The sequence below is a fragment of the Streptomyces sp. NPDC041124 genome, from assembly GCF_055592385.1.
Window position 1 is genome coordinate 123,970 of sequence record NZ_JBVIYR010000012.1, and the last position, 15,924, is coordinate 139,893.

Genomic DNA, 15,924 nt, shown 5'->3' on the forward strand with positions numbered 1-15,924 from the left:
TTCGACCTCCCGTGTTCCGTACCGGCGCCGGCCAGCACTGAGTGCCCCCTGCGGCCCGTCTCAACCGGCGGAGCCGCGCAGAAGGGTCCGTCCGGGTCAGGCGGAGTCGCGGGCCGGGGCCAGGGCCCAGCGGATGCCCGCGGTGACGGCGGTGCCGAGCGGGCGCACGCACACGCTCTCGGCCGCGGGCACGCGGGGCAGCCACAGGGCCCGGGACGCCCATCCGGGCAGGAGGGAGACCGCGTTGGCGGCGAGGACCCCGTAGGGCAGCCGGGCGAGCAGCGGGACGGGCGGGTTGAGCAGCAGGAAGCGGGCGGTGGCGCGCGCCTCGGCGGTGGCGCGCAGTTCGGGACGGTAGGCGGCCAGCCGCTCGTCGAGAGCGGCCCGGTCCACCGGCGGGTCGGGCACGCCGAGGGCGGTGGCGATCCGGGCCATGTCGGCGACGTACCCGTCGCAGCCCTCCGCGTCCAGGGGACGGGCGCCGTAGCGCTGGTGGGCGCGCAGGAAGCAGTCGACTTCCGCGACGTGCACCCAGCACAGCAGACGGGGGTCGGCCGCCCGGTACTCCTCCCCGTCGGGGGTGGTGCCGCGCACCGTCTCGTGGACGGCCCGCACCCGGTCGACGGCCCGCTGGGCGCTGTCGGCGGTGCCGTAGGTGGTGACGGCGAGGAAGGTGCTGGTCCGCTGGAGGCGCCCCCAGGGATCGCCGCGGAACCCGGAGTGGCCGGCGACGGCGGCCATGGCCAGGGGGTGGAGCGACTGGAGCAGCAGGGCCGACAGACCGCCGATGAACATCGACGCGTCGCCGTGCACCGTCCTCACCGGCCGCTCGGGGCCGAACCAGCGCGGGCCCGGCGTGCCGTGGATGCGCGCGCGGTTGTCAGGGCCGTCGGGGCCGGCCACCCTGGAGAAGATCGCGTGACCGATCCGGTCGCGCAGCGCGGTGCCGCCTTCCACCAGCAGTCCCATGGCTCGCTCCGCCCTCTCCGCGCCCGCGACGACCGCGGACGCCCATGGCCTACGTCTGCCCCCGCCCTCTCGGTGTGCACACGCTCAGGGGACGTCGCCCCACCAGTCGTACACCCTGCCGCCGGGGTCGCGGGGCACGTACACCGAACGTCCGCCCGCCCCGTAGCGGCCCATTTCGGTGGGCAGGCGGACTCCGCCCCCCGGTGCGGTGCCGTCGCTGCCGGTGACGTCCAGCAGCAGACCGTCCAGCGGCCCGCCGGCCAGCTCCGCGTACGACCGCCCGGCGCGCGGGCCGGGGTCCTCGTGGTCCGCCCCGTAGACCCGTCCGCGCATGAACTCCTCCTCGTCCATACCGGCAGGGTGGCATCCGCCACTGACAATCGGTCCTAGACCTCCGGGACGCAGACCTCCCGGTCGTGCGCCGGCGGGCCCGCGGTGCCCGTGTCCCACGGGGCCGGCGCCCGGCCCTCGCTCCAGGCGAGCAGGGCGTCGCGCGGGACGCAGAGGATGCCGCACTGCGCGGCGTAGTCCTCGGCCGGGGCGGTGAACTCGCTCGTGGTGACGACGAGGGCCACGTCCGCCTCGTGGACGGTGAAGCAGGTGCCGCCGAAGCGCTGGAGGTCCTGGGAGCCGACCTTGTTGTCGTCGCTGTAGCGCTTGCACTGGATGACGATGCGGCGGCCGTCGGGGGACAGCGCGAGCACGTCGGCCCCGAGGTCGCCGGCGCCGCCGACGACCTCCACGTGCGAACAGCCGTCGCGCACGCACAGGGCCGCGGTCGCCTCCTCGAACTCCTCGGGGCTCAGGGCGTCGAAGTCGTACGCGGGCAGCGGGTCGCCGGCGCGGGTCTCCGCCTCCGGCACGGGTGCCGCCGCCGGTACCGGCGGCGGTGCGTCCAGGGCGTCGAGTGCCGTGGTCGTCGCCCGGTGCAGCGCCTCGCCGGTCCGGCGGGCTATTCGGGCCGCGGACAGCCGCCTTCTGCGGCGGTGGGCCAGCAGGGCGGCGACGGCCACGCAGACCAGGATCGTGACCCACACGGGTCGCCGCTGCGCGGCCCCGGCCAGCGCGCGCACCGCGAAGCCGGCCGCGACCAGGGCCGTGGCGAGCAGTCCGAAGAACATGGCGGTGGCGCGCAGGTCGAAGCGCCGCCGGCGGTACAGCGGACGCGTACGGCGCTGTGGCATGGTCACCGTGGTGGTTCCCTTCTCTGGCAGCCGGCACGACGCGCCCCGGACTGTGCGGGGAACGCCGGAGATCACGTACGCCGTGTGCCCGGGATCGGTTGGTTCACCTGCGTGCCGCATCTGCGTGCGGGGTATGGGGTGGTGTGCCGGTGGTGGCGATCAGGGAGGCGGACGGGTGGACTGGCAGGGATTCGCTCAGCAGATGGCTTCGATGGCCCGTGATCTTCTGGCCGAGCACACTCTCGACTCGACGCTGGAGCAGATCTCGCGTTCCGCGGTGGACCTCGTCGACGGCTGCGACGCCTCCGGGATCCTCGTCCTGCGGGACGGCCGGGTGAGTTCGCTGGCCCCCACCGAACAGCTCGTCATCGACAGTGACCGGCTCCAGGGAAGCCTGGGGGAAGGGCCGTGCTTCGACGCGGCCCGGCCGGACCGGTCCGAGCGGGTCTTCCGGATCCCGGACTTCACCGAGGAGCCGGAACGGTGGCGGGCGTTCGTGCCCCGCTGCCGGGAGCTGGGGGTCGGCAGCATGATGGGGTTCCTGCTGTACACGCGGGAGGAGGAGCTGGGGGCGCTCAACATGTACTCCCGCAAGCCGGGGATGTTCACCGAGGACAGCGAGACTGCGGGCTGGCTGCTGGCCTCCCACGCGGCGGTGGCCTTCTCCACCGCCCTGACCGACGCGCAGTTGCAGGAGGCCATCGCCACCCGGCACCTGATCGGCGAGGCCATGGGCATCCTGATGGGACGGCACCACATCACCGAGGACCAGGCCTTCGACATCCTGCGCACGCAGTCCCAGCGCACCAACACCAAGCTGCGTGAGGTGGCGCGCCGGGTCTGCGAGACCGGCACCGCGCAGAAGTGAGCGCGGGCCGCGGCCGCGTGCGAGCGGGTCAGCCGCCGGCCGTCCAGGTGTGGGCCACGTCGATGACGAGACGGCCGGGCAGTTCCAGGACCCGGAACGGCAGCCGGGCGCGCACGCCGAGGCCGATCTGTGTCTCGCCCTCGAAGCTGCCGGCGAACCGGGCGTCCTTGAAGGTGCGGTACCCGGTGAGGTTCACGCCGGGCAGCGGGTGTCCGGCGCGCGCGGGGTAGGTGGGCTCCCCGGTCTCGGGGGCGTAGGACGGCGCGGCCACCCGCACCTCGAGGACGGCGCCGCCGGCGACGGGGATGTGCCGTCCCGAGCCGTCCTGGTACAGACGGTCGACGTAGCGGACGGAGTAGCCGAGGTCGCCGCTCCCGGTGCCGGGGAGGTCGACGACCATCCGGTCGAAGCAGTCGTGCCTGCCGGTCCTGATGTCACGCACCGGTGTGGAGGTGCTGTCGGTGTCGGACTTGGCGGCACTGCCCCAGCCGGTGGGGCAGGCCACCGCGGCCCGGGCGGGCGCCGCCGTGGCCGGGACCGCCGCCGTGACCAGCATCGCGCCGGCGAGTACGACCGTCGCACAGATCGTTCTTGATGTAAGCATTTTGTGCCCCCTGGGCTCGCAACCATCTGATATCGGGTGAGACGAGCGGGATGCCCCGAAGGTTGCGGCTTTTCTCCGGCCGGTCGCCGGACCGGCGGGCATGGCACATCCTGGGGGAAGCAACCGAATGGATGTCCCTTGCGTCCGCACCGGGAGGGCGCGACATGGATGACGCAGCCGCCGTACCGCGCGGGAAGCGGCCGGCGGGCAGGCACGGCCGGGGCGCCGGGGGGAGCCGGACCGCGCACCCGGAGTACCGCGTCGAGGACGCGCTCGCCGATCCGGTGGTGGCGGCGGTGCGGGACACGGGCGGGTACGGCGGGCTGGTCTACCTGCGTTCGCGCGACCGGCGCTCGCTGGTGCTGTGCGTGGTGTCCGGCGTCCCGAGGTCGCTGCTGAAGCCGTGGTGGCGGATACCGGTGGGCGGCTCGCTGCCCATAGCCGAGGCGTACCGCAGGGGTGAGGTGCTGTGGCTCCCGGACGAACGGGCGACGATGCTGCGTTTCCCGCAGTTCACCGCCGCCCTGCCGTACTCGTTCGCGCACGCCTACCGCCCGGTGCGGGTCGGCGGCGAGGAGGTGGGCGTCCTGGCCGTGCTGCGCTCGGCCAGCCGGGAGCCCGCGGACGAGCAGGCGGTGCGGTCCGCGCTGGGCGAGGCCGGACGGGACATGGAGGAGCGGCTGGCCGAGTTCGCCCGCCGGATGCCGCGCGCCGCGGACACGGTGGCCTACGGCATCGAGTACGACGGCCAGCCGGTGAACGTACGGCTGCCCACTCCCCCGGCCCTCGCCGTGGACGTGGGCATCATCGAGTGGGACCTGGACGGCGACCGCTGGTCCGGGGACGACGACGCCCTGTCCCTGCTGGGCATCACCCGGGCGGAGTTCGGCGGCACCCTGGCCGAGGTCGAGGCGCGGGTCAGCCCCGAGGACCTGTACGAACTGCGGGCGAGCCGGCGGGAGGCGGAGGAGACCGGCCAGGTCAGGGCCAGGCACTTCCGGGTCCTGGACCGGCCGGACGACGACGGCGGCGCCCGTTACCGGCCGGTGGAACTGTGGGGCCACGTCGTACGGGTGGAGGGTGCCAACCGCATCCTGGTGGGTGCGCTGATCGACGCGGCCGGCGGGGTGACCGCCGCGGAGGCCGCGGAGCGCCTGCCGGACGGTCTGTTCTCCCTCGACCAGGACGGCCGGGTCATCTATGCCAACCGCCGCTGCCAGGAACTGCTGGGAAGCGGGCTGGAACGCCTGCTCGGCCACTATCCGTGGGAGGCGCTGCCCTGGCTGCGTGATCCGGCCTACGAGGACCGCTACCGGGCGGCGATGCTGTCCCAGGAACCCGTGTCGTACCTGGTGCACGCCCCGGACGGCGCCTGGCTCGGGTTCGTGCTCTATCCCGGTGTGCACGGCCTGACGGGTCGGGTCTTCCGCACCGAGGCTCCCGCGGGCGCGTTGCCGGGGCGGGCCCTGGAGCCGCTCACCGCGAGCACCGGGGTGCCGTCGGAGCTGGTCGCGCCCACCCGGGCGGGGGCCCTCTACCACGTGGTGCAGATGGCCAGCGTGCTGACCGAGGCCGTGACCGTGAGGGATGTGTGCCGGGCCGTGGCCGAGCAGCTGCTGCCCGGGTTCGGGGCGCAGGAGATCGCCCTCTACACGATCCGTGACGGGCGGATGCACCTGCTGTGGGAATCCGGCTACCCGGAGCACTTCCTCGACCCGTTCGAGGGGGTCCCGCTCGACGCGGACCTTCCCGGCGTGCACGCGCTCACCACGCGTCTCCCGCTGTTCTTCGAGTCGTCCGAGGCGCTGCTGAGCGCCTATCCCGAGATCGCCGTGGACGCGAAGAGCGCCTGGGCGTTCCTGCCGCTGATCGCCTCCGGCCACCCGGTCGGCTCCTGCATCCTCGGCTGGGACGCGCCCCACCGGTTCACCGCGGAGGAACGCAGCGCGCTCACCGCACTGGGTGGTCTGGCCGCGCAGGCGATGGAGAGGGCCCGCCTCTACGACGCCGAGTCCGCCGTGGCACGGGGACTGCAGGAGGGTCTGCTGCCGCACCGGCTGCCCGTCATCGACCGGTTGCGCACCACCGGCCGCTACCTGCCCGGTACGCAGGGCATGGCCATCGGCGGCGACTGGTACGACGTGATCCGCACGGGGCGCGGAGTGGCCCTGGTCATCGGGGACGTCGAGGGACACAGCGTCGGCGCCGCGGCCGTCATGGGGCAGCTGCGCAGCGCGGTGCACGCCTTCGCCTCCAGCGGGCGGCCGCCGCAGGAAGTCATCACCCACACCAACCGGCTGCTGGCCGAGCTGGAGACGGAAGTCTTCGCCACCTGCTGCTACATCGAGCTGGAACCGGCCACGGGCCGCGCCCAGGCGGTCCGGGCGGGTCATCCCCCGCCCCTGCTGCGTCACCCCGACGGGCGCACGGAGAGCCTGGAGCTGCCCGGCGGTGTGCTGCTCGGGGTGCAGCCGGACGCCGTCTACCCGGTGACGACGCTGACCATGGTCCCGGGCAGTGTGCTCGTCCTGTACACGGACGGGCTGGTCGAGACGCCGGGCGGCGACATCGAGACGGCCATCGAGGAGGTGCTCGACTGCCTGGCCGACAGCCGCACCGACTCCGTCGAGGTCCTCGCCGACCGGCTGATCCGCTCGGCCCGCCGCACCGAGGACCGCCCGGACGACGTGGCGCTCCTGCTGACGGCGTACGACCCGGAGCCGGGCGGCTGAGGCCGGCGGAGCGGCCGGGGCGCGACCGCCATCGGGCGCGCCGGGACGTCAGGGCAGCCGTAGGCTCCCGGTGTGCGGGCGCGGCCTCACAGACAGTATCGGACCAGCCACTCGTCCGGATCGTAGGCGTCGCGGGCCGGGTCGGGGGCCGTGGCCGGACGTTCCTCGACCATGTCCTCGGGCCTGACCGGCTCCGGGAGACGTCCGAAACGGGCGTGCCGCGCGGCTGCCGTCCCGTCCTCGTCGTCGCTGGTGCGTACCGTCGTCCCCTGGTCCACGGCGTCTCCCCTCGGCGGCCGTCCGGCGCGTCCACTCGGACTGCGCCGCGGCCTGCACGCCCAGTGTCACACACCGCAGCCCGCCGGAACGTGGTCCGTCACACGGGTGACCGGTCCGGTGCGGCGAGCCTGTGGTGAAGGGGTTGCGGGAACGGCTCGGCCGGGCAGAGGAGGACCGGGAGGGCAGGGGACGACGTCGTGGTCAAGACGCTCGGGCTCCGCCTGGCGGTCAGCGTGCCCGTCGGCGCCACCGCCGTACGGCTGCCGACGGCGCCGGCGGTCATAACCTGCTGGGCGGCACACGTGGTGGACACCGCCCGCGGAGCGCCGGCACGCGCGAGGCGGCAGGACCCGCGGGGGGCCTGCCGCCGTGTACGTGCCGCGCAGGGGTCAGGTGTTGCGCCGCACGCTCCGCAGGACGAAGAAGCCGAAGATCACCAGCACTCCGCCGAGCGCGGCCGGCCAGAGCTGCGCTCCGGTCTCGGCCAGGCTGCCGCCCTGGGCCTGCGCCCCGGTCCGGTCCTCGGCTCCGAGCTCCGGGAGGCTGCCGGGCACTTCAGCGGCCTCGGCGGCCTGGCCGCCGTCGTTCTCACCACCCTTGTCACCCGTGTCGCCCTTGTCGCCGCCCTGGTTCCCGGCGCCGGTGTCCGCGGCCGGGGCCGAGGCCTTGACATCGGGCTGCTCGGTGGCGTCGCCGCCCGCGGGCTGCTCGGTGGCCGGGTTGTCGGCCGGGGCCTCGGACGGCTGCTCCTGGCCGCCGTCATCGCCGGGCTTGTCCCCGCCGCCGTTGCCCTGGCCGCCGTCATCGCCGGGCTTGCCCCCGCCGCCGTTGCCCTGGCCGCCGTCATCGCCGGGCTTGTCCCCGCCGCCGTCGCCCTGGCCGCCGTCGCCGCCCTGGCCCGGGTCGTCGGGCGTGGCCGTGGGCTCCGGCTGCTGGGGCTCCTCGCCCTGATCGCCACCGTCACCGCCGCCGTCACCACCGGCGCCCGCATCGCAGGTGCGGCCCTCGTTGATGCACTGGACCATCTCGTTCATCAGGTCCTCGTCGAAGACGTTGATGAAGTCGCCGTGGTCCGTGATCGGCTTGTGCAGCTGCTCCGGGAAGGAGTCCACGGCGAACAGCGGGGTGGTCTTCCCGCCGTCGTCCAGGCTCGGCGCGTCGACGTCGTAGACGATGCGCTGCACCAGCTGAGGCACGGGCTTGAAGCCGGACGGGCAGTTGCCCTGGGCGTCCACGAACGCCATGTGCGTACGGTGGTTGGCGCTGTCGGTGTTGCGGCCGTCCCAGCAGCTCTGGAAGTCGAAGGTGCGCACCACGTCGCTGCCCTGCGGGCACAGCGGGTACTTGTCCGTCAGCTGCCGGTCCTCGAAGCCGGTGCAGCTCCAGGACGCGTTGGCGTTGCCGGGGCCGTTGACGAACGACTTGGCGTCACCGGTGATGATGCGCAGCAGCCGCGGCATGGCGGTGACCTCGCCCTGCGGGTTGCCGACGAAGGTCAGCGTGACCTCCTTGGGCGTGACGATCTCACCCACGTTGCCCTCGATGCCGCCGCCCGGCGAGTCGGCGTCCTGCTCCTGGACACCGTTCTGCAGGCGCAGCACCGGCCAGTAGTACGACGACTTGTCGCCCTGATCCACGCAGCTCGTGTCCGCCTTGGCCAGGTCCTCGTCACTGGAGAAGGCGTTGGTGACCTGGTTGCCGATGTAGTCGTGGAAGTGGTGGGCGCCGTTGCTGACCCCCGGAGCGGCGATCACGTTGTCCGAGTTGAACACGCCGTTCTCGTTGACGCCGCACTCGCTGGTGAAGGTGCCCCGTGAGGCGTTGCCCGTCTGCTGCGGCCGGGAGACGTTGGGCTGGACGCCGGTGATGTCGACGTAGTCGCCGGCGACGGGCCCGTTGCCTGCCTGGCCGCCGTTCCCGCCCTGGTCCTGACCGCCCTGGTTCTGACCGCCTTGATCCTGACCGCCCTGGTCCTGGCCGTCCTGGTCCTGCCCGCCTTGGTCCTGGCCGTCCTGGTCCTGACCGTCGCCCTCGTCGCCTGCCTGATCGCCCTGCCCGGCGTCCGGCTGTGCGGGGGCGTTGCCGGACTCGCGTACGGCACAGGCCGCGAGTTCTTCGAGGCCCTCGGGGCGGTCGCCCACCCGGTCGATCGCGGTGGCGATACGGGCGAGGGTCGCGGAACGCTTCTCCTTCAGCGGTCCCGCGATCGCGTTGTCGGCGAAGCCCGGGTCCTGCCGGAGAGCGTCGGCGGACTCCCCGAGCCGCTTGTAGGCGTCGGCGATCTGTGCGTCGAGGGCGGCGAGTTCCTTGTCCACCTCCGGCCGCGCCTGCTCGGGAACCGAGGTCAGCCGGGTGGCCACGTCCGGGCAGTCGATCGTGGCGCCCGAGAGGACCCGCGCGTCCCCCGTGCCGCCTTCTTCCGTCGCGGATGCGTAGACGTTGGCCGCCATCATCCCGCCTCCGCCCAGGATCAGGGCGAATGCGGCGAGCGTCGCGCGCTGTTTGGGGCGTCTGCGTGTGTTGCGTGCCAAGGCAGTACTCCTACGCTGTGATGCGGGGGGGTCGGCATGGGATTCCCACGCCCCATACGCAGACGGGCCGCCGGGTGTTCAACGGCCCCACGTTTTCTTCCCCGGATCTCAGGAAACGCGGCCCCCGGCACCCTAGAAGTCCCCGCCGAAGTCGGCACCGCCGGGCCGGACTCGAGGGCTTGAGCAGCGAAGTGAGCGCGGCTCAGCCGAAGTTCACGTCACCGGGCGCGTACGAGCCCGTGCCGGCCACCAGTCGCAGGTCGTTCCAGCCCAGCGGCCGGGTCGCGGGGTCGAAGCCCTGCCGCCGACGTGGACACGGAAGCAGTCCGCGCCGTGGCCGGCCTGGTCGTACAGCCGGACCGTGAAGTCTTCGTCCACGTCCGTCGTCTTCCAGGCGCCCACCGTGTCCGGGGAGTTGCAGCGTCCGCCCTCGGTGCGGATGCCGCTGCACAGCCGGCCGTCCGGGGATCACGGCCTGGAGGTTGCCGCCGGAGCCGTTGCGGTAGAGACCGTTCCAGTTCCACATGGCGTTGGGTTGTCCTGCCACGCCTGCCAGCACAGGGGATCCTGCTGGGCCGTCGCGGGGTTCTGGAAGCCGCTCCCCCGGCGACTGCCAGCAGCCGTAGTCGCGGGACGCGGGGTCGACCACGGAACCGTGGGGGACGGCGGTGCCGCTCCAGGGGATCAGCGAGAGGGGCGCGGCGACCACGACGGTCAGGACGAGCGAGAGGCGGGAGCGGACCCGGCGTGTTGGATGTCCTTCGAGGCGAGGGCGACCCGGCCGCTCAGAGCCGGTCGAGGTCCCCTGTCGTACGCCCGAGGCAGACGACCGCGTCGTCCAGTGGCGCGTCGACCTCCTCGAAGCCCATGCGGTCGTAGAAGGCCCGGGCGGGTGCGTTGGCCCTCACCATGATCAGATGGACGGACGGAACCCCCGCGTCCCGCAGCGCGGTGAGGAAGGTCCGCATCAACCGCCGGCCGTGACCGCGGCCCTGCCACTCGGGCAGCAGGTCGATGTGCAGGTGGGCCGGCCATGCGGCCAGTTCGGGGACGATCATGCGCTCGGGGTGGTGCAGCAGCCGGGCGATCTCCTCGTCCGGCGTCCGCGGGGGTACGGGCGGCTCGGGGTGGCGGCCGGCGACCAGGGGGAGCCACGCGGTACGGAAGGCGCGGGCGAAGCGGGCCGTGTCGGCGGTGCCGACGATGTAGCCGACCGCCCGGCCCGCCCCGTCGTCCAGCACGAAGGCCAGTTCGGGCTCCAGGTGGACGTAGGGGGCCGCGAACGTGGCGGGGAAGACGGCGGGGTCGCGGTAATGCGGGCGGCTGTCCTGACCGATGTGCGCGGTGCGGACGCAGATGTCGTCGAGGGCGGCCCGGTCCTCGCGGCGGTACGGACGGATCCTGGGGGACTCGGTCATGTCGGCATCCTGCCCTCTTGGGAGCGCTCCCACAAGCGTGGGCGGGTGCCCGGACCGGCCGTCACGGCGGGGGCGTGACATCGCGGTCGCGGGTTACCCGTTGCCCATGAGGCTGCATATCCCGGGGCGGAACGACAGAAAGGCCCCCGACGACGCGACGGACGAGCACCGCGCGGACGACGGGGCGCGGCGCGCTGCACCGGACGAGCCCCGTCCGGGCGACGAGACGCAGCGCGCGGAGCCGGAGGGGCCGGGGCCGAGCGATCAGGTCGAGCGGGCGGCGCCGGACTCCCTGACCAAACTGCCGAAAGGGGCGTGGGGCGCGGCACTCAAGGGCAGCCTGCGCGAGTTCAAGGACGACGAACTCACCGACCGGGCCGCGGCCCTGACGTACTACGGTGTGCTGTCGCTGTTCCCGGCGCTGCTGGCCCTGGTGTCGATCCTGGGCCTCACCGGCAAGTCCACCACGGACAAGGTGGTGGAGAACCTCCAGGAGCTCACCGCCCCCGGCGCGGCCCGCGACATCATGACCCAGGCGGTGGAGCAACTGCAGGGCCGGGCGGGCATCGGCTCCCTCGTGGCGATCGTCAGTCTGGTGCTGGCCATCTGGTCGGCGTCGGGCTACGTGGCGGCGTTCATGCGCTCGTCCAACGCGGTCTACGACATGCCTGAGGGCCGCCCGGTGTGGAAGGTGCTGCCGGTACGGGTCGGCGTGACGGTCGCGCTGATGCTGATGGCCGTGATCAGCGCGCTGATCGTGGTGTTCACCGGCGGTCTCGCCCGGCAGGCGGGCGACCTGCTCGGGCTGGGCGACACCGCGCTCACGGTGTGGTCGATCGCCAAGTGGCCGGTGCTGGTGCTGCTGGTCACCATGATGATCGCGCTGTTGTACTGGGCGGCCCCGAACGCCCGGATCAGGGGCTTCCGGTGGATCACCCCGGGCAGCTTCCTGGCGCTGGTGATCTGGCTCCTCGCCTCCGCCGGGTTCGCCCTCTACGTCGCCAACTTCGGCTCGTACAACAAGACGTACGGCACGATGGCGGGTGTCATCGTGTTCCTGATCTGGCTGTGGATCTCCAACCTGGCCATCCTGCTGGGGCTGGAGTTCGACGCGGAGATCGCCCGGCAGCGGGCCATCGCCGGCGGGCATCCGCCGGAGGCGGAGCCGTACACGCAGCCGCGCGACACGCGTGCCTGGGACGAGCAGGACCGGCGTCGCCTGGACGACGACTCCTGACGGGACCAGCCGGCCTCCCCGAGGGCCGCCCCGGCGCCTGTGGCCGCCTGGGCGGCCTTCTTCATTCCATCAGGCCCGCCGCGAGCGTGGCGCCCAGTTCCCAGCAGCGCTCGACGGCGCCCTTGTCGGGCTCACCGGTGACCGTCACGGGCTCCGCAGCGCGGCGCCAGCCCAGCCCGGTCGTGATCGTCTCGACGCCCCGCAGCGCCCCCGTGACGTCGCTGCCGCCGTGCACGTAGTACCCGAAGGGGCGGCCCCGGGTGGTGTCCAGGCACGGGTAGTACACCTGGTCGAGGAAGTGCTTGAGGGCTCCCGACATGTAGCCGAGGTTGGCCGGGGTGCCGAGGAGGTAGCCGTCGGCCTCCAGCACGTCGGTGGCGGTGGCGGACAGGGCGGCCCGCCGCACCACCCGCACGTCCTCGATCTCCGGGGCGGTGGCCCCGGCCAGGACCGCTTCGAACATCGCCTGGCAGTGGGGCGAGGGGGTGTGGTGGACGATCAGCAGAGTGGGCACATGCCGACCCTGCCGTGCCGGTCGCCGCGCCCGCAAGCCGGGGCCGTTGTGAGCGGGGGGCCCGGGGTGGCACGATGCCCGGCATCGGTATGCGGAGACGGGGGTGTGTCTTGGTCGACGAGGGTCACGAGTCACCGGCGGCGGCGGTGTTCGACGCGCTGGGCAGCGAGTACGAGAAGGCGTTCGCCTCCTCGGCGGCCCACCGCGCGTCCCTGGGCCGGCTGCTCGACCGGCTGGAGCCCGGCAGCAGGGTGCTGGACGTGGGCAGCGGCACGGGCCGTCCCACGGCCGCCGTGCTCGCCGGGGCCGGGCACCGGGTCCTGGGCGTCGACGTGTCGCCGGTGATGGTGGAGATCGCCGCCCGGCAGGTTCCCGAGGCCGAGTTCCGCTGCGAGGACGTCCGCCGGATGGCTCTGGAGGACGGCTCCTTCGACGCGATCTGCGTGTACTTCGCGCTGTTGCAGATGCCCCGGGCGGAACAGGCCGGACTCGTGCGCCGGCTGGCGCGGGCGCTGAAGCCGGGTGGCCTGCTGGCGCTGGCCACCGTGCCCCTGGACGTCGAGGAGTTCGACGGGGTGTTCATGGGTCAGCCCGTACGGGTCACCAGTTTCGCGGCGGAGGACGTCATCGCCCTCGTCCGCGGGGCGGGACTGACGGTGGAGTCGCAGGACAGCGTGATGTTCACCCCGACCCACCCGGACGCGCGCCCCGAACCCCACCTCTTCCTGCACTGCCGCCGCGAGACCGCACCCCCCGCCGGCTGACGGCACGGGGCCGGGCGCGGGCAGCCCGTCGCGTCGCCCCGCCCACGCCCGCCACGGCCACCGGCTCCGGGGCCGGCGCTCCACGGCCGGGCCTCCCCCGTACTCACCCGTGTCCGCTGCGGCACCGGAGGTCACCCTGGCGGACCGCGGCGGGCACGGTGTGCCCGCGTGGGGTCACGGCCGGGGCTTGGCCTCCTTCTGGGCGGCCTGGAGGTCCGCGAGGAGTTCGGCCTGGCCGGCCAGGACGCCGGAGAGGATGGTGCGGGCCACCCGGAGCAGTTCCGCCACGTGCGGGCTGGTCAGCGAGTAGTACACGGTCGAGCCCTCCTTGCGGCCGACCACCAGGTTGGCCCGCCGCAGCACCGCGAGCTGCTGGGAGAGGTGGGCCGGCTCGATGCCGACCTCGGGGAGCATCTCCGCGACCGCGTGCTCACGCTCGCTGAGCAGTTCCAGTACGCGGATGCGGGCGGGGTGGCCCAGGGTTTTGAAGAACTCGGCCTTGAGCTGGTACAGCGGCGTGGTCATCGTGCCGTCCCCTTTCCGGCGCGGCAGCACGGCCCGGGGGGCCGGTCCTCGGTCCATCGCCTCATCTGCTCGTCGACACCCGCTGCCTCGACGCTTTCCGACATTAGCAACTTCATACATCCCCGCCGTCCGGCGGCCGGCTCCGCCGTTCTCACAGCGGCAGGGTGATCCAGACGCTCTTGCCCCCGCCGTCGTCGTCGCCCCGGACGACAGCGGTGCCGCCCAGGCCGTGGGTCAGTTCCACCACGGTGGCCAGGCCGCCCCGTCCCGCCCCCTGCGTGCCGAACAGCCGGGGCCGGTGGGGATGCCGGTCGTGCACGGCGAAGACCAGGCAGTCGGGGCTCGCCGCGTAGACCACCGTGGTCTGCGGGGAGGCCGCGGCCGCGTGCCGGACGCTGTTGGTCACCAGTTCGCTCAGGATGAGCAACGCCGGGCCCACCGCGGGGTGCCGGTCGCCGATGCCCCACTCCGCGAGGGTGCGTTCGGCGGTCTCGCGGGCGAGGCGCACCGCGCGGGGTTCCGTGGGCAGGGTGAGCACATGGCGGTGCGGCAGGGTGCTCAGGGCCGGGGTCACGATGCCTCCCGGGTAGGTGTGGGCACCGCGGCGGCCCGGGACGCTCCGGCACGCCGCAGGGTACCGTCGCGTTCCAGGAGTGACCGGGCCGCGCCGATCGCCTCGGGTGTGGTGGCGTACTCCCCGCCCTCGTGCCGCAGCAGTTCCAGGGCTCCCACGGAGGCGAGGGCGCGGCGGTGCTCCGGGCGGATGCCGGAGACCAGGACGAGGATGCCGCGCCGTCGCAGTTTCGTCACCGCGTCCTTGAGGACCAGGGCCCCCGTGGCGTCGACGACGCTCACATGGGACATGCGCAGCACGACCACGCGTACGTCGGCGAGTTCGGACAGTTCGAGCAGGAAGCGGTGGGCCGCGGCGAAGAACAGGGGGCCGTCGATGCGGTAGGCGACGATGTGCTCGGCGAGCAGCGCGTGCTCCTCCTCCGAGTGGTCGCCCCGGTCCAGCGGCAGCGGGGCGAGCCGGGCCTGGCGGGCGACCGCGCCCAGGGCGAGGACGCCCGCGACGGCCAGCCCGATGATCACCGCCTGGACGAGGTCGAGGACGAGCGTGGCGCCGGCGGTGAGGACCAGGATCAGGGCGTCGGAGCGGGTGGCGCGGGTCATCGCGCGCAGTGAGCCGACCTCGACCATGCGCACCGCGGTCGCCAGCAGGACTCCGGCGAGGGCGGCCAGCGGGATCCGCGAGACCAGCGGGGCGGCGGCGAAGACGATCACGGCGAGGACGGCGGCGTGGGTGAGCGAGGCCAGCCGGGAGGTCGCGCCGGTACGGACGTTGACGGCGGTGCGGGCGATCGCGCCGGTCGCGGGGACGCCGCCGAAGAGCGGGGCGGCGATGTTGGCGAGGCCCTGGCCGAACAGTTCCCGGTCGGGGTCGTGCCGCCGGCCGACGGTCATGCCGTCGGCGACGGAGGCGGAGAGCAGCGACTCCAGGGCGGCGAGCGCGGCCACGGCCAGGGCCGGCGCGAGCAGGCTGCCCAGGGCGGCGGTGTCGACGAAGGAGAGCGACGGGGCGGGCAGACCGGGGGGCAGGTCCCCGATCGGCCGGGCCCCGTCCAGGCCGGCGGCCTGCGCCACGACGGTGGCGGCGATCACCGCCAGGACGGAGAAGGGGACGGTGGGTTTCCAGCGCGCCCCGACGAGCATCACGGCCGCCACCGCGAGTGCCAGCGCCAGTGCCGTCCAGTTGGGGGCGCGGAGGAACTCCCGGCCCGCCCGCCAGGCCACCACCAGGACCCGCTCGCCGTCGGGTTCGGGCACGCCGAGCGCGTTCGGTATCTGCTGCAGCCCGATGACGCAGGCGATGCCGAGCGTGAATCCCTCCACCACCGGAGCGGGCACGTACCGCATGCTGCCGCCGGCCCGCAGCAGTGCCAGGCCGACGAGGATCATGCCCGCCATCAGCCCGACGGTGAGCACGCCCCCGGGCCCGTGGTCGGCGACGATCGGCACGAGCACCACCGTCATCGCCCCGGTCGGCCCGGAGACCTGCAGGTTCGAACCGCCGAACACGGCCGCGAGCGCCCCGGCGACGACCGCGGTGGCGAGTCCCGCCTCGGCGCCGAGCCCGGAGGAGACCCCGAAGCCGAGGGCGAGCGGCAGGGCGACGACCGCGACGGTGAGTCCGGCCAGCAGGTCCCGGCGGGGGTGGCGCCGCATCTCGTCCAGGTCGGCGCGGGTGGGCAGCAGCGAGATGATCCGGGACCGGACCCCGGCCGGTGACAGCGGT

The 15,924-nt window shown here is 73.6% G+C and carries 16 protein-coding genes; 4 read left to right on the forward strand and 12 right to left on the reverse strand.

Features of this window, described 5'->3' with window-relative positions:
- Window positions 1–96 precede the first annotated feature (96 nt).
- The 3 genes from ACZ6A9_RS28755 to ACZ6A9_RS28765 all read right to left on the reverse strand — a co-directional run bounded on the left by ACZ6A9_RS28755 (window position 97) and on the right by ACZ6A9_RS28765 (window position 2,159).
- Window positions 97–969 carry an oxygenase MpaB family protein gene (locus tag ACZ6A9_RS28755; RefSeq protein ID WP_468991113.1) on the reverse strand — a complete coding sequence of 291 codons (873 nt, stop codon included), beginning with the start codon at window positions 967–969 and terminating at the stop codon, window positions 97–99.
- Between the two features lie 84 nt (window positions 970–1,053).
- On the reverse strand, window positions 1,054–1,320 hold the full coding sequence (locus tag ACZ6A9_RS28760; protein WP_468991114.1) for a hypothetical protein: 267 nt from the start codon (window positions 1,318–1,320) through the stop codon (window positions 1,054–1,056).
- Between the two features lie 35 nt (window positions 1,321–1,355).
- Complete coding sequence (locus ACZ6A9_RS28765) at window positions 1,356–2,159, reverse strand: restriction endonuclease (protein ID WP_468991115.1); 804 nt, start codon at window positions 2,157–2,159, stop codon at window positions 1,356–1,358.
- 169 nt (window positions 2,160–2,328) lie between these two features.
- Between ACZ6A9_RS28765 and ACZ6A9_RS28770 the strand changes: the two genes are divergently transcribed.
- Window positions 2,329–3,021 carry a GAF and ANTAR domain-containing protein gene (locus tag ACZ6A9_RS28770; RefSeq protein ID WP_468991118.1) on the forward strand — a complete coding sequence of 231 codons (693 nt, stop codon included), beginning with the start codon at window positions 2,329–2,331 and terminating at the stop codon, window positions 3,019–3,021.
- A 28-nt stretch (window positions 3,022–3,049) separates the two neighbouring features.
- Here ACZ6A9_RS28770 and ACZ6A9_RS28775 read toward each other — a convergent pair whose 3' ends face one another.
- Window positions 3,050–3,625: an AMIN-like domain-containing (lipo)protein gene (locus ACZ6A9_RS28775; protein ID WP_468991120.1), complete on the reverse strand. Its 576-nt coding sequence runs from the start codon at window positions 3,623–3,625 to the stop codon at window positions 3,050–3,052.
- 164 nt (window positions 3,626–3,789) lie between these two features.
- Here ACZ6A9_RS28775 and ACZ6A9_RS28780 point away from each other — a divergent pair, with 164 nt between their 5' ends.
- Window positions 3,790–6,357: a SpoIIE family protein phosphatase gene (locus tag ACZ6A9_RS28780; RefSeq protein ID WP_468991122.1), complete on the forward strand. Its 2,568-nt coding sequence runs from the start codon at window positions 3,790–3,792 to the stop codon at window positions 6,355–6,357.
- An 86-nt stretch (window positions 6,358–6,443) separates the two neighbouring features.
- Here ACZ6A9_RS28780 and ACZ6A9_RS28785 read toward each other — a convergent pair whose 3' ends face one another.
- From ACZ6A9_RS28785 to ACZ6A9_RS28800, 4 genes are all read right to left on the reverse strand, one after another.
- Complete coding sequence (locus ACZ6A9_RS28785) at window positions 6,444–6,635, reverse strand: hypothetical protein (protein WP_468991123.1); 192 nt, start codon at window positions 6,633–6,635, stop codon at window positions 6,444–6,446.
- A gap of 390 nt (window positions 6,636–7,025) precedes the next feature.
- Window positions 7,026–9,086 (reverse strand): DUF1996 domain-containing protein, encoded by a 2,061-nt coding sequence (locus tag ACZ6A9_RS28790; RefSeq protein WP_468991277.1) that lies wholly within the window; start codon window positions 9,084–9,086, stop codon window positions 7,026–7,028.
- Window positions 9,087–9,369: 283 nt separating this feature from the next.
- Entirely contained in the window at window positions 9,370–9,876 is a 507-nt protein-coding gene (locus ACZ6A9_RS28795) for a lytic polysaccharide monooxygenase (RefSeq protein ID WP_468991126.1), read from the reverse strand.
- Between the two features lie 76 nt (window positions 9,877–9,952).
- Complete coding sequence (locus ACZ6A9_RS28800) at window positions 9,953–10,585, reverse strand: GNAT family N-acetyltransferase (protein WP_468991128.1); 633 nt, start codon at window positions 10,583–10,585, stop codon at window positions 9,953–9,955.
- Window positions 10,586–10,691: 106 nt separating this feature from the next.
- Here ACZ6A9_RS28800 and ACZ6A9_RS28805 point away from each other — a divergent pair, with 106 nt between their 5' ends.
- Window positions 10,692–11,822 (forward strand): YihY/virulence factor BrkB family protein, encoded by a 1,131-nt coding sequence (locus ACZ6A9_RS28805; protein ID WP_468991131.1) that lies wholly within the window; start codon window positions 10,692–10,694, stop codon window positions 11,820–11,822.
- A gap of 61 nt (window positions 11,823–11,883) precedes the next feature.
- Here ACZ6A9_RS28805 and ACZ6A9_RS28810 read toward each other — a convergent pair whose 3' ends face one another.
- Window positions 11,884–12,336 carry a flavodoxin family protein gene (locus ACZ6A9_RS28810; protein ID WP_468991133.1) on the reverse strand — a complete coding sequence of 151 codons (453 nt, stop codon included), beginning with the start codon at window positions 12,334–12,336 and terminating at the stop codon, window positions 11,884–11,886.
- Between the two features lie 74 nt (window positions 12,337–12,410).
- On the opposite strand from ACZ6A9_RS28810, the gene ACZ6A9_RS28815 reads away from it, so the two are divergent.
- A complete protein-coding gene (locus ACZ6A9_RS28815) occupies window positions 12,411–13,100 on the forward strand; it encodes a class I SAM-dependent methyltransferase (protein WP_468991136.1) in 690 nt (229 codons plus the stop codon).
- A gap of 174 nt (window positions 13,101–13,274) precedes the next feature.
- Here the strand turns inward: ACZ6A9_RS28815 and ACZ6A9_RS28820 are convergent, their stop codons facing one another.
- The 3 genes from ACZ6A9_RS28820 to ACZ6A9_RS28830 all read right to left on the reverse strand — a co-directional run bounded on the left by ACZ6A9_RS28820 (window position 13,275) and on the right by ACZ6A9_RS28830 (window position 15,854).
- Window positions 13,275–13,625, reverse strand: a complete 351-nt coding sequence (locus tag ACZ6A9_RS28820; RefSeq protein ID WP_468991138.1) for an ArsR/SmtB family transcription factor — start codon at window positions 13,623–13,625, stop codon at window positions 13,275–13,277.
- Window positions 13,626–13,776: 151 nt separating this feature from the next.
- Window positions 13,777–14,199, reverse strand: a complete 423-nt coding sequence (locus tag ACZ6A9_RS28825; protein WP_468991142.1) for an ATP-binding protein — start codon at window positions 14,197–14,199, stop codon at window positions 13,777–13,779.
- Window positions 14,196–15,854 (reverse strand): SulP family inorganic anion transporter, encoded by a 1,659-nt coding sequence (locus ACZ6A9_RS28830; RefSeq protein WP_468991279.1) that lies wholly within the window; start codon window positions 15,852–15,854, stop codon window positions 14,196–14,198. The genes ACZ6A9_RS28825 and ACZ6A9_RS28830 overlap by 4 nt, the downstream gene beginning before the upstream one ends.
- Window positions 15,855–15,924 lie beyond the last annotated feature (70 nt).